We start from the raw sequence: 18,281 nt of genomic DNA on the forward strand, positions 1-18,281 counted from the left end.
GAGCTGTCGCGATCCGGTCGGGCCAGTGACAAAGCCTGTTTTCGGATCGGGTGCATAATCCGGCCTCGACCATGAACCGACTCTCATCCATATTGCCTGTTGCCCAAGTTCTTGTGGGGGTGGAAGCCACCAGTAAGAAACGTGCATTCGAAGAAGCCGGACTTCTTTTTGAGAATCTGCATGGCTTGTCGCGTGCCTTGGTCACCGACAGCCTCTTCGCCCGCGAGCGTTTGGGCTCCACGGGCCTTGGCCATGGGGTGGCCATTCCGCACGGGCGCATAAAGGGCCTCAAAGCCCCCATGGCTGCAGTGTTTCAGTTGGCCCAGCCCATTGGTTTTGATGCACCGGACGAGCAACCGGTCAACTTGCTGATCTTTTTGCTGGTGCCCGAAGCGGCGACCCAGAAGCATTTGGAAATTTTGTCCGAGATTGCCGAGTTGCTCAGCGACACCGCTTTGCGCGAAAGCATCAAAAGCAGTACGGCCCAGGCAGGTCTGCACCAGCTGATCGCCCAGTGGCAATCGGCTCAAACCGCCTGAATTCCTTTTCCAAAGCCTGCAGGCGATGAAACCCTCCGTCATCAGCGCCGATGTCCTTTTTGAGGACCATCGCAAACAACTCAGGTGGCAGTGGCAAGCGGGCTTGGGTGCATCGGAGCGGCGCTTTGACGAGGTCGCCGTGCGCCAGGCCCGCTCCGGCGCCGACCTGGTGGGTTATCTCAACTACATTCATCCTTACCGCGTCCAGATTTTGGGGCCGCGCGAAGTCGCTTACCTGACGAACGGTACGCCTGACGACTGCTCACGGCGCATCGCGCGCATCGTGACGCTGGAGCCACCGGTGCTGGTGCTGGCCGACGGTCAAACCGCGCCCGATGCCTTGCTGGCCATGTGTGAGCGGGCCCAAATTCCAATGTTTGCTACACAGCAATCCTCGGCCTTTGTGATCGATGTGCTGCGAGCTTATTTGTCCAAACACTTTGCAGATCGCATCACCATGCACGGTGTGTTCATGGACATTTTAGGCATGGGTGTGTTGATCACGGGCGAGTCAGGTCTGGGTAAAAGCGAGCTGGGCCTGGAGTTGATCTCGCGTGGCAATGGCTTGGTGGCCGACGATGCGGTAGACCTTTACCGCATCAACCAGACCACCATCGAAGCGCGTTGCCCTGATCTGCTGCAAAACCTGCTGGAAGTGCGCGGCATTGGCCTCTTGGACATCCGCGCTATTTTTGGCGAGACGGCGGTGCGCCGCAAAATGCGGCTCAAACTCATTGTGCACCTGGTGCGCCGTGAAACCCTGGAGCGTGATTACGAGCGCCTGCCCTCCGAGCCCTTGCGGCAAGACGTGCTGGGCATCCCGGTGCAAAAGGTGGTGATCCAGGTCATGGCCGGGCGCAACATTGCGGTGTTGGTGGAGGCGGCCGTGCGCAACACCATCTTGCAGATGCGCGGCATCGACACCTACCAGGACTTCATCGAGCGCCAGCGCCGCGCCATGGGCTGAAAGCTGGGGCAAGCGCCTTTTCAGCGGGCGTTGCGGTGCGGGCAGGGCTGTTGCGTGCAGTGGGCGTAAAGGCTCAGGGCATGGTCGGCGATCACAAAGCCCTTGGCCTGGGCCACGGCTTGCTGGCGCGATTCGATTTCCGCGTCATAAAACTCTTCCACCCGACCGCAATCCAGGCACACCATATGGTCGTGGTGCTGGCCTTCGTTGAGCTCGTAAACGGCTTTGCCACTCTCAAAGTGGTTGCGGCTGAGGATGCCCGCTTGCTCGAACTGGGTCAGCACCCGGTAAACGGTGGCCAAGCCAATGTCGGCGTTGTCCTTGAGGAGTTGACGAAACACATCCTCGGCGGTCATGTGGCGCAGCAAGCCGTTTTGAAAAACTTCCAGGATTTTCAGGCGCGGCAAGGTGGCTTTGAGGCCGTTGTTTTTCAGTTCGTCGATCTGGCTCATGGGCTGTGTGGGTGGGGTGCCAGTGGCGGTCCTGCGGCAAGGCTGCCGCTACAATGACCAGATCATATCGGCACACCCTCAACCATGACAGCTTCCCTGACTTTCCGTCTTTCCGTCCATGGCCTGGCAGCCCTCTTGCTGGGTGCGAGCTTGGCCGGTTGTGGCAGCCTGACCAGTTCCGTGGGTCGCGACACCTTCAAGCCCTTTGTGCCCGAGGTGGTGCAAGGCAACTTTGTCTCCAACGAGCAGCGCCAGGCTTTGCGTCCCGGCATGGCGCGCGCTCAGGTGCGCGAAATCCTTGGAACCCCCTTGATCGCCAGTTTGTTCCATGACAACCGCTGGGACTATGCCTTCAGCATTCAGCGCCAGGGCGTGGCCGCGCAAAATTTCAGGCTCACGGTGTACTTCAAGGGCGATGTGCTCGAACAGGTCGACAGCGATGTGCTGCCCAGCGAGTCGGATTTTGCCGGTCGCCTGGTGGGGCCCCAGGCAGTGGGCAAACTGCCCGCCCTGCAAGCCAGCGAAGAGGATTTGAAGAAATTTGCGCCTGCCGCCACCGCGACTCGGACCGATTCGCCCACCTCGCCTGCAGCCTTGCCGCGCAGCTACCCGCCTTTGGAGCCGGCCGTACGCTGAACACACGGCCCCGGTGTCCTGCGATGGGCCGTTATCCCCGAGCCCTTTTTGGACCGAGCCTTTTCCATTTTGCCCATTCAAGCCATGACCTCAACGAACCTTTTGCCCATCACCGTCGCCGGCGCATCCGGTCGCATGGGTCACATGCTGATCGAAGCCATTTTGGCCACAGACGACTGCCGCCTTGCGGGTGCACTGGACATCGCGGACAGCCCAGCGATTGGGCAAGACGCAGGATCTGCATTGGGTCGGGTCACGGGCACCGCAGTCACCGCCGACTTGCACGCAGGCCTGCTGGGCGCATCCTGTCTGATCGATTTCACCCGACCTGAGGGCACACTGGCCCACCTCAAAGTCTGCCGTGAACTGGGCGTCAAGGCGGTCATTGGCACCACGGGCTTTACCGATGCGCAAAAAGCCGAGATCACCGAGATCGCCCAGGACATTGCGATCGTCATGGCTCCGAACATGAGTGTGGGCGTCAATGTCACCTTGAAATTGCTGCAAATGGCCGCGCAGGCCATGTCCACAGGTTACGATATCGAGATCATCGAAGCCCATCACCGCCACAAGGTGGATGCGCCTTCGGGTACAGCCCTGAAGATGGGCGAAGTGATCGCGGAGGCCATCGGGCGTGATTTGAAAGAATGCGCCGTGTACGAGCGTTATGGCCACACGGGCGAGCGCGACCCGTCCACCATCGGTTTTTCGACCATTCGCGGCGGTGACATCGTGGGCGAACACACCGTGTTGTTCGCAGGCATTGGCGAGCGCATCGAGGTCACGCACAAATCCTCCAGCCGCGCCACTTACGCGCAAGGCAGTTTGCGTGCCGTGCGCTTCCTGATCAGTCAGCCACGTGGCCTGTTTGACATGTTCGACGTGCTCAAGCTGCGCTGATGCACCCTACCTGAAAGCCACCCATGAGCCTGAACGACTTTTTGCTGCACAGCGATGTCTTCAGCCGCGTGCTGGCGCTCATGTTGCTGGCCTTGTCGGTAGGCAGTTGGGTCGTGATCGCATGGAAATGGCGTTTGCTCTCGCGAGTCACACAAGACGTGCCGCGCAGCGTGGCCGCATTCTGGCAGGCCCCGGGTTTCGACGATGCCCGCCAGCGCGTGGCGCAGTTTGACCGTGAATCCTGTGTGCTGCCCTTGCTGGACGCCACCTTGCTGCCCTTGGGCGGCACTTTGGCCTCGGCGGGCCAGCGTCACCACCAACTCACCCGTGTGCTGCGCGAAGCCATGCAATCGGTTCTTCGCCGCTTGCAATGGGGGCAGGTGCTGCTGGCCACGGCCGGTTCCACCTCGCCCTTCATTGGTTTGCTGGGCACGGTTTGGGGCATTTTCAATGCGCTGAGTGGCATGGCCGAAGGTGGCCCTGTACGCATTGAGCAGATTGCCGGGCCCGTGGGCGAAGCCCTGGTCATGACCGCTGCCGGCCTGGCGGTGGCAATTCCGGCGGTGCTGGGCTACAACCTGCTGGGGAGGCGCATCGGCCAGATAGAGGCAGAGCTCGAAGGCTTTGCCCACGATGTGCGCGCTTTGCTCGTCGGCCCCCGGGACTGAGCGGTCATGGCTTTTGGTCGCCTATCTAGCCGTCCTGGCGATACGCCCATGAGCGAAATCAACGTCACGCCTCTGGTGGACGTGATGCTGGTGTTGCTGGTCATCTTCATCCTGACCGCACCTTTGATGACCAGCGCCATCCGCCTTGACCTGCCCCAAAGCGAAGGCGGGGATCCGGGGGCTGCGCCCCAAGCCGTGGTCTTGGTGGTCGATGCGCAAGGCCAATGGTTCCTGAACGACCAGCCGATCGCCGAAAACGCCCTGCGCGAACAACTGGCCAAAGCTGCCCGCCGCAACCCACTGACTGAGCTGGAACTGCGCGCCGACGCGTCTGTCCCCTACGGCCGGGTGGTCGAGGCCATGGGCATGGCCCAAAAAGCCGGGTTGACCCGGATCGGCTTTGTCGCCGAGGTGGTTTCACCCTGAACTTAAGCCCATGCGGACGGCTGTGGCCTTGCAGCGCCCGCGCCCGGCCTTGACCCGCCCAGCCCCTACAATTTAGCCCTATGCAAGACAAGTACAACCACCTCGAAGTCGAACCCGCAGCGCAGTCCCGCTGGAACGCCCGCGATGCCTACCGCGTCACCGAAGACGCCAGCAAAAAGAAGTTCTACGCCTGCTCCATGCTGCCCTACCCCAGCGGCAAGCTGCACATGGGCCATGTGCGCAACTACACCATCAACGACATGCTCACGCGCAGCCTGCGCATGAAGGGCCACAACGTCCTCATGCCAATGGGCTGGGACGCGTTTGGCCTGCCCGCAGAAAACGCCGCCCTCAAAAACGGCGTTCCCCCGGCCAAATGGACGTACGAGAACATCGCGTACATGAAACAGCAGATGCAGGCGATGGGCCTGGCCATCGACTGGTCGCGCGAAGTGGCCACATGCGACCCGACCTATTACAAGTGGAACCAGTGGCTGTTCTTGAAAATGCTGGAAAAAGGCATCGCCTACCGCAAGACCCAGGTCGTGAACTGGGACCCGGTGGACCAGACCGTGCTGGCCAACGAACAGGTCATTGACGGCAAAGGCTGGCGCACAGGCGCTCCAGTCGAAAAGCGCGAGATTCCAGGCTATTACCTGAACATCACGGCCTATGCACAAGAGCTGCTGGACCATGTGCAAATCGGCAACGACAAGGCCACGCTCAAAGGCTGGCCCGACAAAGTGCGCCTGATGCAGGAAAACTGGATTGGCAAGAGCGAAGGTGTGCGTTTCGCGTTCCCGCACACCATTAAAGGTGCCGATGGCGGCCTCATCGGTGAGGGCAAGATGTATGTCTTCACCACCCGCGCCGACACCATCATGGGCGTGACCTTTTGCGCGGTGGCGGCCGAGCATCCCTTGGCGCTGCATGCTGCTTCGTCCAATCCTGCTTTGTACGCGTTTTTGGAAGAGTGCAAGAGTGGCGGTACGACGGAGGCCGAGCTGGCCACACAAGAAAAAAAGGGCATGGCCACCGGCCTGTTCGTCACGCACCCACTGACCGGCGCGCAGGTTGAAGTCTGGGTTGGCAATTACGTGCTGATGTCTTATGGCGATGGCGCGGTGATGGGCGTGCCAGCGCACGACGAGCGTGACTTCGCATTTGCTTTGAAGTACGCCTTGCCGATCCAGCAGGTCGTGTCCGTTAAGGACCAGGCCTTCGACGCCACCGTCTGGCAGGACTGGTACGGGGACAAACAAAGCTGTGTCTGCATCAACTCCGGCGAACTCGATGGCCTGACCCAAAAAGTCGCTGTCTCCAAAGTGGCTGAATTGCTGGCCGCCAAAGGCCTGGGCGAGAAAAAAACCACTTGGCGTCTGCGCGATTGGGGCGTGAGCCGCCAGCGCTACTGGGGCACGCCGATCCCGATGATCCATTGTGACGAGCATGGCGCTGTGCCCGTGCCCGAAAAAGACCTGCCCGTGGTGCTGCCGCAAGACTGCATCCCCGACGGTTCGGGCAATCCGCTTCACAAGCACGAAGGCTTTCACGCTGGGGTTACTTGCCCTGTTTGTGGCAAGCCCGCCCGCCGCGAAACCGACACCATGGACACCTTTGTGGATTCGTCCTGGTATTTCATGCGGTATTGCGACCCGACCAACACCGAGGCCATGGTGGCAGGCGGCACCGATTACTGGATGCGGGACCAGCACCAAGCCGCTGGTGGCAGCGGCATGGACCAGTACATTGGTGGCATCGAACACGCCATCCTGCACTTGCTGTATGCGCGCTTTTGGACCAAGGTTATGCGCGACTTGGGTTTGGTCAAGGTGGACGAGCCCTTCAGCAAGCTGCTCACGCAGGGCATGGTGCTCAACCACATCTACTCGCGCCGCACCGCCAAGGGCGGCAAAGACTACTTCTGGCCACACGATGTCGAGCATGTGCTCGACGAGACCGGCAAAGTCGTGGGCGCCAAGCTCAAGAACGAAGCCGACAGCGGCGACGGCCGCTTGCCTGTTGGCACCGCCATCGACTACGAGGGCGTGGGCACCATGTCCAAGTCAAAAAACAACGGCGTGGACCCGCAGGATCTGATCGAAAAATACGGTGCCGACACCGCACGTCTGTACACCATGTTCACCGCGCCGCCCGAAGTGACCTTGGAGTGGAACGACTCGGCCGTGGAAGGCAGCTACCGCTTCTTGCGTCGGGTCTGGAACTTCGCGTTCAAGCACCACGAGTTGTTGCGCTCGGCCACCAGCCAAGACCTGAGCCAAGCCGCTTTGGATGACGCGGCCAAGGCGCTGCGCCGCGAGATGCACTTGGTGCTCAAGCAAGTGGGTTACGACTACGAGCGCATGCAGTACAACACTGTGGTGTCCGGTTGCATGAAGCTGCTCAACGCGCTGGAAGACTTCAAACCCGATGGCAGCCCAGGAGATACCGCAGCCCTGTGCGAAGGCGTCTCACTCTTGGTGCGTATGCTCTACCCCGCTTGCCCGCACATCACCGACGAAATCTGGCAGCAACTGGGTTTTACCCAAGTTGCAGGCGAGTTGCTCGATGCCCCTTGGCCCAGCGTGGACGAGTCTGCACTGGAACGCGACCAGATCGAGCTGATGTTGCAGATCAACGGCAAGCTGCGCGGCTCCATCCTGGTGCCCGCCAGCGCTGACAAGGCCCAGATCGAAGCTGCTGGACTGGCCCATGAAGCCGTCGTCAAGCAGGCGGCTGGAGCCTCGCCCAAGAAGCTCATCGTGGTGCCTGGCCGGCTGGTCAACGTGGTGTTGTGAACCCACGGCCTGATGCCCGCACACCCCGATGACCGCCCTGTGATGAACACCTCACGCCGCCGCTTTGGCCTGTTGCTCGGTGCCTTGCCTTTGCTGGCCGGTTTGTCCGCCTGCGGCTTTCAGCTGCGCAGCGCGGGCGATTACCCGTTCAAGACGCTGTACGCCAATTTCTCGACCACCTCGCCCCTGGGCGTGGAGCTGCGCCGCAACTTGCTGGGCACAGGCCGCATTTCGCTGCTAATCGAGCCCGCACAGTTGGCCACAGCCGATGCGATTCTCGACATCTTGAGCGAAAACCGGGAGCAGGTGGTGGTGGGTGTGAATGCATCGGGCCAGGTGCGAGAACTCCAACTGCGATTGCGTGTGAAGTTTCGTCTGCGCACCCCGCAAGGCCTGAACCTGATCGAGCCCGTCGAACTGTCGCAGCAACGCGACCTGAGCTTCACCGAAACCGCGGCGCTGTCCAAGGAAATCGAACAAGCGACCATGTACCGCGACATGCAGACCGACATCGTGCAGCAGATCATGCGGCGACTGTCGGCCGTCAAGCCCCGCGCCGCGGCGACGGCCAAACCCTGAGTCTCGCCATGCAACTGGCCTTGCCCCAGCTCGGTGCGCACCTGCAAAAAGGCTTGCGCAGTCTTTACATCTTGCACGGTGACGAACCCCTGATGCAGCAAGAGGCGGCCGATGCCATCCGCGCCAGCGCCCGTAATCAGGGCTACACCGAGCGCAGTGTGCACTCCGTATCAGGTGCCCATTTCGACTGGAGCGAGGTACTGGCCGCAGGCGGCTCTCTCAGCCTGTTTGCCGACAAGCAAATCGTGGAGGTGCGCATCCCTTCGGGCAAACCTGGCAAGGAGGGCAGCACCGCGATCCAGCAATTGGCCGTATCCACCCAGGACAACGACAGCACCTTGACCTTGATCATGCTGCCCAAACTGGACGCGGCCACGCGCAAAGGGGCTTGGTTTGCGGCCCTGGAAAACCATGGGGTGCTGATCGCCACGGACCCGGTCGAGCGCAATGCCTTGCCCCAGTGGATCGCCCAGCGATTGCAAATGCAGGGCCAAAGCGTGGAGGCGGGTGAAGAAGGCCAGCGCACGCTGCAGTTTTTTGCCGACCGTGTTGAGGGCAATTTGCTGGCTGCACACCAAGAAATCCAGAAGCTGGGCTTGCTCTACCCAGCAGGCGAACTCAGTCAGGCGCAGGTCGAGTCGGCCGTGCTTAACGTGGCCCGCTACGACGTTTTCAAGCTGTCCGAATCGGTCTTGTCGGGGCAGGTGGCCCGGGTTCAGCGCATGCTCGACGGCTTGCAGGCCGAGGGCGAAGCGGCTGTGCTGGTGCACTACACCCTCGCGGAAGACATCCGTGCCATGAAACGTGTGAAAGACGCCATGGCTGCTGGCAAACCCCTGCCCGTGGCGATGCGCGAGCAGCGCGTCTGGGGGCCGCGTGAACGCTTGTTTGAGCGCGTGCTGCCGCGCATGACCGAGGCCCGCTTGAACGGTTTGCTCCAAGCCGCCCATCAGGTGGACGGCATCGTCAAAGGGCTCAAAGTGCCCGACTGGCCCACTGAACCTTGGCAGGCGCTGCAGCGCCTGGCCGTGCGTTTTTCGCGTTTTTGTATCGTGCGCTGAACGCGCCAGCGGCCAATGACCCGCCAGGCGCATGGCAGGATGGTGCCAAAGTGTCTTTGGCTTCTGCGAAAATGTACCCATGACCGAACTGAACACCGCTGAACACATGCAGGCCCTGGGCCTGCAGGCCAAAACGGCCTCTGCCCTGATGGCCAAAGCCTCGGCTGCCACCAAAAACAAGGCTTTGCGGCATCTGGCCGCCTTGCTGCGCGAGAGCACCGATGCCTTGCAGTTGGACAACGCCAAAGACTTGGAGCGCGCCCGCGCCGCCGGATTGGCCGAGCCGATGGTGGACCGCTTGAAATTGACCCCCCAAGTGCTGGAAACCTGCGCCCAAGGCTGCGAGCAATTGGCCGCCATGCCCGACGTGATCGGCGAAATCATCGGCATGAAGCAGGTGCCCAGTGGCATCCGCGTGGGCCAGATGCGGGTGCCCATTGGCGTGTTTGGCATGATTTTCGAGAGCCGACCCAACGTGACCATCGAAGCAGCCAGCCTCTCCATCAAAAGCGGCAACGCCTGCATCCTGCGCGGTGGCTCTGAGGCCATCGAGTCGAACAAGGCGTTGGCGCTTCTGGTGCAGAAAGCCTTGACCGACAGCGGTTTGCCTGTGCAGGCCGTGCAACTGGTGCAAACCACCGACCGCGCCGCTGTAGGCCAGCTCATCACCATGCCGCAGTTTGTGGACGTGGTCATTCCTCGTGGCGGCAAGGGCCTGATCGAGCGCATCAGCGCTGAGGCCAAAGTGCCCGTCATCAAGCACTTGGATGGCAATTGCCACACCTATGTGGACGACCCGTGCGACATCGATATGGCCGTGATCGTGACCGACAACGCCAAAACCCAAAAGTACAGCCCCTGCAACGCGAGCGAAAGCTTGTTGGTGGCGCGGGGCGTAGCTGCTGAATTCCTGCCCAAAATAGGCGCGATTTACGCTGCCAAAGGGGTTGAGATGCGCTGCTGCCCCAAGGCCAAGGCCATTTTGAGCCAGGTCTCCAAAGCCACACTCAAGGACGCCACCGAGCAGGACTGGTTCGAGGAATACCTCGCCCCCATCATCAGCATCAAGGTGGTCGAAGGCGTGGATGAGGCGATTGCCCACATCAACCATTACAGCAGCCACCACACCGATGCCATCTTGACGCGCGATCACATTCACGCCCAGCGCTTTTTGCGCGAGGTCGACTCGGCCAGCGTCATGGTCAACACCAGCACCCGCTTTGCGGACGGCTTTGAATACGGGCTGGGTGCAGAAATCGGCATCAGCACCGACAAGTTCCACGCTCGGGGGCCGGTCGGCATCGAAGGCCTGACCTCACTCAAGTACGTGGTGCTGGGCGAGGGCGAGGTGCGCGGTTGAGTGCCGCAACTTAAGTGCACATGTACTTGGCCTGGCAGCACAGTGTCCGTTATGCGCTTGCAATGGCGCCGACCGGCCCCATATGATTTTTCTGTTTTGACCTGTTTTTGCCCGATAAAGGATGCCCATGGTTCCCCATCTCGTCACCGCCCTGACCGGCCCCATCAATGAGCTGGAGCAACGCATTCTGGACTCCATGCCTGCCATTGAGCGCTGGTTCCGTCTGGAGTGGATGGAGCACACCCCGCCGTTCTATACCTCGGTGGACATCCGCAACGCCGGTTTCAAGCTGGCCCCCGTGGACACCAACCTCTACCCCGGTGGCTGGAACAACTTGACGCCTGAAATGCTGCCTTTGGCCGTGCAGGCTGCCCAAGCGGCCATCGAAAAGATCTGCCCCGAGGCCAAAAACCTGCTGATCATTCCCGAGAACCACACGCGCAATACCTTTTATTTGGCCAACGTAGTTCAGCTGCAGCGTATCTTCCATATGGCGGGCCTGAACGTGCGCCTTGGTTCGATCAACCCTGAAATCAAGGAAGCCACGGTCATTGAGCTGCACAATGGTGAAAGTGTGACGCTGGAGCCGGTGGTGCGCACTCAGCACCGCTTGGGCCTGAAAGACTTTGACCCCTGCACCATCTTGCTGAACAACGACCTGTCGGCTGGGGCCCCGGGCATTTTGGAAGAGCTGCACGAGCAATTTTTGCTGCCACCCCTGCATGCGGGCTGGAGCGTGCGTCGCAAAACCAAGCATTTTCAGAGTTACGAAGAAGTGGCCAAGCGTTTTGGCAAGTTGTTGGGCATTGACCCTTGGCTCATCAACCCGATGTTCAGCCAGTGCGGCGATGTGAACTTTGCCGAAGGCACGGGCATGGACTGCTTGCGCAGCAATGTGGATGCCTTGCTGACGAAAATCAAGCGCAAATACAAGGAATACGGCATCAACGAAAAGCCTTTTGTGGTGGTCAAAGCCGACAACGGCACCTATGGCATGGGCATCATGACGGTGCGCGATGTGGCGGACTTGGACGTCCTGAACCGCAAAACCCGCAACAAGATGAACGTCATCAAGGACGGTCAGACCGTCAATGACGTGATCATCCAGGAAGGCGTGCTGACCAATGAGCGCATCAACGACGCCGTGGCCGAGCCGGTGGTGTACATGATGGACCGCTATGTGGTGGGCGGTTTTTACCGTGTGCACGCCGAGCGCGGCGTGGACGAAAACCTGAATGCCCCGGGGGCCAGCTTTGTGCCCTTGGCATTTGCCGATACGCCGCACCTGCCCCAGCCAGGTGTCAAACCCGGTGCCAGCGTGCCCAACCGCTTTTACATGTACGGCGTGATTGGCCGCCTGGCCATGCTGGCCGCCAGCTACGAGCTCGAAGCTACCGACCCCGAGGCCGAGGTGTACGACTGAAGAGACAGTTTTTGGCGTTTCGGTGACCTGAAATGTGTGATTTGGGTGATTTCAGGCCTTGCTTATTTTTTGAAGTCGTCAAAAGTTGCTGCGCTGCAACATATTTGCCAATGAGGCCATGACAAACTGGCTGGCGTGGGCGCAAAATGGGGCGCATCTCAGTCACCAAGCCTGACTTCTGTCAGGCTTTTTTTTTGTGTCCTCAACAAAATCCTCACTCGCCGCCCTGACCTTGGGCGCCATAGGCGTGGTTTACGGCGACATCGGCACCAGCGTGCTGTACGCCATGAAAGAGGTCTTTGGCTCCGGCCATGTGCCCTTCACACACGACAACGTGTACGGCATCCTCTCCATCTTCTTCTGGACCCTGACCACCATCGTGTCGGTCAAGTACGTGGTGCTGGTGTTGCGGGCCGACAACCATGGCGAGGGCGGTCTGGTGGCCATGCTGGCCTTGGCTTCGCAATCGGTCAAAGACAAACCCCAGCTGCGCAAGGTGTTGCTGATCGTGGGCATCTTTGGCACCTGCCTTTTTTATGGCGACGGGGTGATCACCCCCGCCATTTCGGTGCTGTCTGCGGTGGAAGGCCTGGAGGTCATTTCACCCACGTTCAAAAAATATGTCATTCCACTCACGCTGGTGATTTTGTTTGGTTTGTTTTGGGTGCAAAAACGCGGCACTGCGGGCATTGGCAAGTTCTTTGGCCCCATCACCTTGATTTGGTTTGCCACCATCGCTGTGCTGGGGGTGTCCCACATCGTGCACCACCCCGAAATTTTGCTGGCCATCAGCCCCCACTACGCCTTGGGCTTCATGTGGGACAACCCCGGTACCACCTTCATCATTTTGGGGGCGGTGGTCTTGTGCGTCACGGGTGGCGAAGCGCTTTACGCCGATTTGGGCCACTTCGGTAAAAAACCGATCCGCCTGGCTTGGTTCAGCGTGGTCATGCCTTGCCTGACCTTGAACTATTTTGGCCAAGGCGCTTTGCTTTTGGCCAAGCCCGAAGCCGTGAAAAACCCGTTTTTCATGATGGCCCCCGACTGGGCCTTGGTGCCCTTGGTGGGTCTGGCCACCATGGCCACGGTCATCGCTTCGCAAGCGCTGATCACCGGCGCTTTCAGCGTGACCAAACAGGTCATTCAATTGGGCTATCTGCCGCGCTTGCAGGTGCAACACACCAGCGAAACCGACACCGGACAAATCTACATGCCTTTCGTCAACTGGGGCTTGTTTGTCGCCATCGTGCTGGCGGTGGTCATGTTCAAGTCGTCGAGCAACCTGGCGGCGGCCTATGGCATTGCGGTGTGCACCGACATGCTGATCACCACGGTGCTCACCTTTTTCGTGATCCGCTACGCCTGGAAGTTGCCACTGGTGCTGTGCATTGGGGCAACGGGCTTTTTCTTTGTGGTCGATCTGGCGTTTTGGGCGTCCAACATGCTCAAATTGTTCGACGGGGGATGGTTCCCGCTGCTCATCGGCGCGGCGGTGTTCACACTGATGCTCACCTGGCACGATGGCCGTCGCATGCTCAATGACTCTTTGCGCTCGGACGCTTTGCGTCTGACGGATTTTTTGGAGGCGGTGTTCATTTCGCCGCCGGTACGGGTGGAAGGCACGGCCGTGTTTCTGACGGCTGAGTCTGGCAATGTGCCCAACGCCTTGCTGCACAACCTCAAGCACAACAAGGTTTTGCATGAGCGCAACCTGTTTGTTACCGTGCGCAGCCACGAGGTGCCGCGCATCGACGCCCACCAGCGTCTGGACGTGACACCGCTGGGGCATGACTGCTGGCAAGTCCTCGTCAACTACGGCTTCAAGGACAATCCCGACTTGCCATCGGCACTGGCCGTCATTGAGGATGACGGCTACAAGCTCGATCCCATGACGACCAGTTATTTCTTGTCGCGCGACATCGTGATCCCGACGATCGGCGGGGGCATGGCAACTTGGCGTGAAAAATTGTTTGCCAACATGCACCACAACGCCAGCGGTGCTGCCGCGTTTTTGAACCTGCCCACCAATGCGGTGGTCGAGCTGGGCTCCAAAATCGAAATCTGAGGCTCCGTGCGCACCACCCATTTGCTCTACCTGCACGGTTTCAGGTCGTCACCTCAGTCGGTCAAGGCCCAAATCATGGCCAAGTGGGTGCAGGCCCGGCACCCCGGTGTGACCTGGTGGTGTCCGCAATTGCCCGCGTCGCCCGCGCAAGCGATTGACTTGTTGCTGCAGGGCACAGCCGCTTGGCCACGAGAGCAGATGGCGGTCATGGGCTCTTCGCTTGGCGGTTTTTATGCCGCCTGGCTGTCGGCTCATTGGGGTGTTCGTGCGGTGCTCATCAACCCGGCCGTGCACCCCTCGCGTGATCTGGCGCGCTACATCGGCGAACACCCGGTCTGGCAAGACCCGGCGCAAAGCATTTTTTTTGAGTCGGGTTATGTGCAAGAGCTCAAAGTGCTTGAAAGTCAGCCCTTGCCAACCTGCCCCGCCACGCTGGCCTTGATCGCCAAGGGCGATGAGGTGCTGGACTGGCGCGAAATGCTGGCCCGCCACCAGGCTGGGCAGGTGCGCCTGATCGAGGGCAGCGACCATGCCCTATGTGATTTTGACGAGCACTTGCCGCAAATCCTTGAATTTCTGCAGCTGGCATGAAGCCGAGCGGGCCGAATGGCCGGGTGGCATGGGAAAATCAAGCCATGTACGTATTATTTGAAGATGCCGGCAAATTCATGGCCGGACGGATCATGGCCGAAGCCGAGGCTTCCGCGCAGGTCGAACTCGACTCCGGTAAACGGGTCAAGGTCAAATCGGCCCACATGCTGCTCAGGTTCGACAAACCGACCCCGGCAGTTTTGCTGGCCGAGGCTGGGGTGCTGAGCCAGACCATCGAGTTGGAACTGGCTTACGAATGCGCCCCGGACGAGGAGTTCGGCTTTGTCGACCTGGCCACAGACTATTTCAGCAACAACGCCACCACCACTGAGCAGGTGGCTGCCCTGCTGTGCTTGCACGAAGCACCGCATTACTTTCGCCGGGGCGGTGCCAAAGGGCGCTTTCGCAAAGCCCCTGCCGAAATCGTGCAGCAGGCCTTGCAGGCCATCGAAAAGAAAAAGCAGGTTCAGGCCCAGATCGAAGCCTGGTCGGCCGATCTGGTGGCGGGCACTTGCCCCGAGTCGATTCGCGAGCAGCTCTACAAAATCCTGTTTCGACCCGACAAAAACACCTCCGAGTACAAGGCTGTGGTCGAGGCCAGCAAAAGCAGCCAGACAGCACCTTTGGACTTGTTGCAAAACGCTGGGGCCATCGCTTCGCCCTGGGATTTTCATTGGCAACGGTTTTTGTTTGACCTGTTCCCCAAGGGCACGGGCTTTCCCCCCTTGCAAGCGCCTGCCATCACAGACGACTTGCCGCTGGCCCCGGTGCAGGCGTTTTCGATTGACGATTCGCACACCACCGAAATCGACGACGCCCTGTCTCTTCAAGGATTGGGAACGGGCACGGTCACCGTGGGCATCCACATTGCTGCGCCCGGACTGGCGCTGAGCCCTGGCGGTCCGGTGGACTTGCTTGGCCGCGCACGCCTGTCCACCGTTTACATGCCCGGCTACAAAATCACCATGCTGCCCGACAGCGTGGTGCAGGCCTACACCCTGATCGAAGGGCGTGACTGCCCGGCGGTGTCCTTGTATGTGAGCTTTAGCGAAGACAAGCTGGAGGTGCAAAGCGCTGTCACCCGTCTGGAGCGCGTGCCGATTTTGGTCAACTTGCGCCACGACCAGTTGGACGAACGCATCACCCGCGAATGGCTGGAGGGCGAAGACCTAAGCGACCACGCCGATGTGCCGGTCAGCCGCGCCACGCTGGCGTTTTACTGGCGTCTGGCGCAAACGCTCAAGGCGCGGCGCGAAGTGGTGCGGGGCAAGCCCGAAAACTTCAACCGCCCGGACTACAGCTTCAAGCTTGAGCGGGACAGCAACGACACGCCCCCCACGGGCAACGAGACGGTGTTGATCGGCACCCGCAAACGCGGTGCGCCGCTCGATTTGATGGTGGCCGAGGCCATGATCTTGGCCAACAGTACCTGGGGCCAGTGGATGGCCAGCTTGGGTGTGCCTGGCATCTATCGCAGCCAGGCCAGTCTGGCGCCTGGGGTGAAGGTGCGCATGGGTACCAAGGCGTTGCCGCATGCCGGCATTGGGGTGCCCAGCTACGCCTGGAGCACTTCGCCGCTGCGCCGTTACACCGACCTGGTCAACCAGTGGCAAATCATCGCCTGCGCCAAGCATGGCGCCACGGCCGCGCTGGCCGCGCCCTTCAAACCCAAAGATGCCGAGTTGTTTTCCATCATCAGCGGTTTTGATGCAGCCTACAGCGCCTACAACAGCGTGCAGTCCAGCATGGAGCGCTACTGGACGCTGCGCCATGTGCAGCAGCACAGCATCGAGGAGCTGGACGCCAGCCTGGTTAAGGAGATGGGCGGTGGCATCTGGTTGGTGCGCGCCGACGCCTTGCCATTGATGTTCAGCGTTATGGGCGCACACAACTTGCCACGCGGTGCACGCGTGCGCGTCAAGCTGGCCGACGTGGACCTGATGGCCCTGGATGTGCGCGGCACCGTGCTCGCGCACTTGGATGCCGAGGGCCCAGGTGCGGGTGCCGAAGAAGCTGAACAAGAGGCCGAGGACGATGACAACCTTCCCGCGGGCCCGGTGACCATCGCGGTGGACCTGAACGACAGCACACCCCTCAATGCGACCTGAGAAAAAATCACAGTCCACCAGAGTGGCTCGCCCCACTGCGGGTCGTTTGCAGCTTTCATCACACCGGGGCCTGAGTTGGGCATTGGGCCTGTCTGTGGCTGTTCATGCGGGTTTGTTGGGATTCCGGTTTGCGGCACCCGAGGCCTACAACCGTGTCTTTCAGGACACCCCGCTGGAAGTGATTTTGGTCAATGCGCGCAGTCAGGAACGTCCCCAGGAAGCCCAGGCCTTGGCCCAGGTGCGTCTGGCTGGCGGCGGCGAGGTGCCCCAGGTGCGCATGTCCAGCTCGCCCTTGCCACCTGCGATGAACGCTGACCCGGGCATGGACCTCAGCGCGACCCAAAAAAAAATTGAAGTGCTCAAAATGCAGCAGATGCGTTTGTTGACACAACTCAAGGATGAGTTGGCCGTGCTCACACGTGAAAATGCAGGCGACAAGACCGACAGCCCTGATCGTGAGGCCAAGGTGCAACGTCAGCAACAACTGGCACGCCAGTTGGCGCAAATCGAGCAACGCGTGGAACAAACCCAGGGCGCGGCCCGCAAGCGTTACATCAGCCCTGCCACGCAAGAGGTGGTGTATGCGATTTACTACGACAAAATGCGCCGCACCATCGAGTACCGAGGCACCTTGAACTTCCCGGAAGCAGCAGGGGAAAAACTTTATGGTCAGCTGACCATGGTGATCACGGTGGACAGTCGGGGGCAGTTGCTGAGCACCGAAGTAGCCCGCTCGTCGGGCCAGCCCTTGCTCGATGAACGTGCTGTAGCCATTGTTCGCAATGCCGCACCGTTTGGCAATTTCGACACCCAAATGCGTGCCCAGGCCGATCAAATCGTGGTCGTCACGCGCTTTAACTTTTCGCGCGATGACACATTGGGAACCAAGATGATGGCGGCCGAACAGGGCAAACCATGACGCGTTCGAACAGACGCCACAAGGAGAAGGGTTGATGCGCGCTTTGGGACGCTGGTTGCTCTTACTGGTCATGGCGAGTGTGTGCCTGCAGCTGTTTTTTGCCCTGCGCATCTTGGGCATGAATTGGCTCGCGCCAGAGTCGACCAGTTTCCAGCGCTCGCAAGCTTGGCAAATCCTGCTGCGTCAAGGCCAACTGCCTTGGCGGCAAGAGACTGTGGCATTGCAAGCCATGTCCAAAGGCTTGCAACGTGCCGTGATCGCCTCTGAGGACGCGGCCTTCACCCAGCACCACGGCATCTGGTGGCAGTCCCTTGAAAAAGCCTGGGAGAAAAACGCCCGGGCCAAAGCGCAGGCCGAAAAACGCGCCCAGCGCCAACCCGACAAACCAGTGGACGTCAAAATTGTGGGGGGCTCCACCATCACCCAGCAGTTGGCCAAAAACCTGTTTTTATCGGGTGAGCGCACGCTGCTGCGCAAGGGCCAAGAGATGCTGCTGGCGTTGATGCTGGAGGCCTTGCTCAGCAAAGAGCGCATTTTGGAGATCTACCTCAACAGCGTGGAATGGGGCGAGGGCGTTTTTGGTGCCGAGGCGGCTGCACAGCACTACTTTCGCAAAAGCGCCGCCCACCTGAACACTTGGGAGGCCGCGCGCTTGGCAGTCATGCTGCCGCGCCCGCGTTATTTTGAAAAGTTGGCGCAGTCGGCCTATCTGGCGCGGCGCGCCGAGACCATCGTGGCCCGAATGAACGATGTGGTACTGCCATGAGCCTCAGCACCCCCGCCCCCGCC

General features: G+C 60.4%; 17 protein-coding genes. 16 read left to right on the forward strand and 1 reads right to left on the reverse strand.

Features of this window, described 5'->3' with window-relative positions; all coding sequences use genetic code 11:
* Positions 1–71 precede the first annotated feature (71 nt).
* Together B9Z49_RS01105 and hprK are read left to right on the forward strand one after the other, a co-directional pair.
* The gene (locus B9Z49_RS01105) at positions 72–539 is read left to right on the forward strand and encodes a PTS sugar transporter subunit IIA (RefSeq protein WP_108351589.1); all 468 of its coding nucleotides are present in this window, start codon (positions 72–74) and stop codon (positions 537–539) included.
* A 25-nt stretch (positions 540–564) separates the two neighbouring features.
* Entirely contained in the window at positions 565–1,506 is a 942-nt protein-coding gene (gene hprK / locus B9Z49_RS01110; protein ID WP_108351590.1) for an HPr(Ser) kinase/phosphatase, read from the forward strand.
* Positions 1,507–1,526: 20 nt separating this feature from the next.
* Here hprK and fur read toward each other — a convergent pair whose 3' ends face one another.
* The gene (fur, locus tag B9Z49_RS01115; RefSeq protein WP_108351591.1) at positions 1,527–1,958 is read right to left on the reverse strand and encodes a ferric iron uptake transcriptional regulator; all 432 of its coding nucleotides are present in this window, start codon (positions 1,956–1,958) and stop codon (positions 1,527–1,529) included.
* Positions 1,959–2,042: 84 nt separating this feature from the next.
* On the opposite strand from fur, the gene B9Z49_RS01120 reads away from it, so the two are divergent.
* From B9Z49_RS01120 to mtgA, 14 genes are all read left to right on the forward strand, one after another.
* On the forward strand, positions 2,043–2,594 hold the full coding sequence (locus B9Z49_RS01120; protein WP_108351592.1) for an outer membrane protein assembly factor BamE: 552 nt from the start codon (positions 2,043–2,045) through the stop codon (positions 2,592–2,594).
* An 84-nt stretch (positions 2,595–2,678) separates the two neighbouring features.
* Complete coding sequence (gene dapB / locus B9Z49_RS01125) at positions 2,679–3,494, forward strand: 4-hydroxy-tetrahydrodipicolinate reductase (protein WP_108351704.1); 816 nt, start codon at positions 2,679–2,681, stop codon at positions 3,492–3,494.
* 23 nt (positions 3,495–3,517) lie between these two features.
* A complete protein-coding gene (locus B9Z49_RS01130; RefSeq protein WP_108351593.1) occupies positions 3,518–4,162 on the forward strand; it encodes a MotA/TolQ/ExbB proton channel family protein in 645 nt (214 codons plus the stop codon).
* Between the two features lie 6 nt (positions 4,163–4,168).
* Positions 4,169–4,588: a biopolymer transporter ExbD gene (locus B9Z49_RS01135; protein WP_108351594.1), complete on the forward strand. Its 420-nt coding sequence runs from the start codon at positions 4,169–4,171 to the stop codon at positions 4,586–4,588.
* Positions 4,589–4,668: 80 nt separating this feature from the next.
* Positions 4,669–7,386 (forward strand): leucine--tRNA ligase, encoded by a 2,718-nt coding sequence (gene leuS, locus B9Z49_RS01140; protein WP_108351595.1) that lies wholly within the window; start codon positions 4,669–4,671, stop codon positions 7,384–7,386.
* A 42-nt stretch (positions 7,387–7,428) separates the two neighbouring features.
* Positions 7,429–7,965: an LPS assembly lipoprotein LptE gene (lptE, locus tag B9Z49_RS01145; RefSeq protein ID WP_108351705.1), complete on the forward strand. Its 537-nt coding sequence runs from the start codon at positions 7,429–7,431 to the stop codon at positions 7,963–7,965.
* Positions 7,966–7,973: 8 nt separating this feature from the next.
* Entirely contained in the window at positions 7,974–9,026 is a 1,053-nt protein-coding gene (gene holA, locus B9Z49_RS01150; RefSeq protein ID WP_108351596.1) for a DNA polymerase III subunit delta, read from the forward strand.
* Between the two features lie 79 nt (positions 9,027–9,105).
* Entirely contained in the window at positions 9,106–10,386 is a 1,281-nt protein-coding gene (locus tag B9Z49_RS01155) for a glutamate-5-semialdehyde dehydrogenase (RefSeq protein ID WP_108351597.1), read from the forward strand.
* A gap of 127 nt (positions 10,387–10,513) precedes the next feature.
* Positions 10,514–11,809 carry a glutamate--cysteine ligase gene (gene gshA, locus B9Z49_RS01160; protein ID WP_108351706.1) on the forward strand — a complete coding sequence of 432 codons (1,296 nt, stop codon included), beginning with the start codon at positions 10,514–10,516 and terminating at the stop codon, positions 11,807–11,809.
* A gap of 196 nt (positions 11,810–12,005) precedes the next feature.
* Positions 12,006–13,874 carry a potassium transporter Kup gene (locus B9Z49_RS01165; RefSeq protein WP_108351598.1) on the forward strand — a complete coding sequence of 623 codons (1,869 nt, stop codon included), beginning with the start codon at positions 12,006–12,008 and terminating at the stop codon, positions 13,872–13,874.
* A 6-nt stretch (positions 13,875–13,880) separates the two neighbouring features.
* Positions 13,881–14,465 (forward strand): YqiA/YcfP family alpha/beta fold hydrolase, encoded by a 585-nt coding sequence (locus B9Z49_RS01170; RefSeq protein ID WP_108351599.1) that lies wholly within the window; start codon positions 13,881–13,883, stop codon positions 14,463–14,465.
* Between the two features lie 44 nt (positions 14,466–14,509).
* A complete protein-coding gene (locus B9Z49_RS01175; protein ID WP_108351707.1) occupies positions 14,510–16,573 on the forward strand; it encodes a ribonuclease catalytic domain-containing protein in 2,064 nt (687 codons plus the stop codon).
* A gap of 22 nt (positions 16,574–16,595) precedes the next feature.
* Positions 16,596–17,492, forward strand: coding sequence for an energy transducer TonB (locus B9Z49_RS01180; RefSeq protein WP_233254451.1), 897 nt, complete (start codon positions 16,596–16,598; stop codon positions 17,490–17,492).
* Between the two features lie 34 nt (positions 17,493–17,526).
* Positions 17,527–18,258, forward strand: a complete 732-nt coding sequence (gene mtgA, locus B9Z49_RS01185; RefSeq protein ID WP_108351601.1) for a monofunctional biosynthetic peptidoglycan transglycosylase — start codon at positions 17,527–17,529, stop codon at positions 18,256–18,258.
* The last annotated feature ends 23 nt before the right edge of the window (positions 18,259–18,281 follow it).

The organism is Limnohabitans sp. 2KL-51, assembly GCF_003063645.1.
Taxonomy (GTDB): Bacteria; Pseudomonadota; Gammaproteobacteria; order Burkholderiales; family Burkholderiaceae_C; genus Limnohabitans_A.

What these genes read in the sequence shown, in the direction of transcription:
- B9Z49_RS01105 (WP_108351589.1), top strand. Translation starts at nt 72, where the DNA reads ATGAACCGACTCTCATCCATATTGCCTGTTGCCCAAGTTCTTGTGGGG.
- hprK (WP_108351590.1), top strand. Translation starts at nt 565, where the DNA reads ATGAAACCCTCCGTCATCAGCGCCGATGTCCTTTTTGAGGACCATCGC.
- fur (WP_108351591.1), bottom strand. Translation starts at nt 1,958, where the DNA reads ATGAGCCAGATCGACGAACTGAAAAACAACGGCCTCAAAGCCACCTTG.
- B9Z49_RS01120 (WP_108351592.1), top strand. Translation starts at nt 2,043, where the DNA reads ATGACAGCTTCCCTGACTTTCCGTCTTTCCGTCCATGGCCTGGCAGCC.
- dapB (WP_108351704.1), top strand. Translation starts at nt 2,679, where the DNA reads ATGACCTCAACGAACCTTTTGCCCATCACCGTCGCCGGCGCATCCGGT.
- B9Z49_RS01130 (WP_108351593.1), top strand. Translation starts at nt 3,518, where the DNA reads ATGAGCCTGAACGACTTTTTGCTGCACAGCGATGTCTTCAGCCGCGTG.
- B9Z49_RS01135 (WP_108351594.1), top strand. Translation starts at nt 4,169, where the DNA reads ATGGCTTTTGGTCGCCTATCTAGCCGTCCTGGCGATACGCCCATGAGC.
- leuS (WP_108351595.1), top strand. Translation starts at nt 4,669, where the DNA reads ATGCAAGACAAGTACAACCACCTCGAAGTCGAACCCGCAGCGCAGTCC.
- lptE (WP_108351705.1), top strand. Translation starts at nt 7,429, where the DNA reads ATGAACACCTCACGCCGCCGCTTTGGCCTGTTGCTCGGTGCCTTGCCT.
- holA (WP_108351596.1), top strand. Translation starts at nt 7,974, where the DNA reads ATGCAACTGGCCTTGCCCCAGCTCGGTGCGCACCTGCAAAAAGGCTTG.
- B9Z49_RS01155 (WP_108351597.1), top strand. Translation starts at nt 9,106, where the DNA reads ATGACCGAACTGAACACCGCTGAACACATGCAGGCCCTGGGCCTGCAG.
- gshA (WP_108351706.1), top strand. Translation starts at nt 10,514, where the DNA reads ATGGTTCCCCATCTCGTCACCGCCCTGACCGGCCCCATCAATGAGCTG.
- B9Z49_RS01175 (WP_108351707.1), top strand. Translation starts at nt 14,510, where the DNA reads ATGTACGTATTATTTGAAGATGCCGGCAAATTCATGGCCGGACGGATC.
- mtgA (WP_108351601.1), top strand. Translation starts at nt 17,527, where the DNA reads ATGCGCGCTTTGGGACGCTGGTTGCTCTTACTGGTCATGGCGAGTGTG.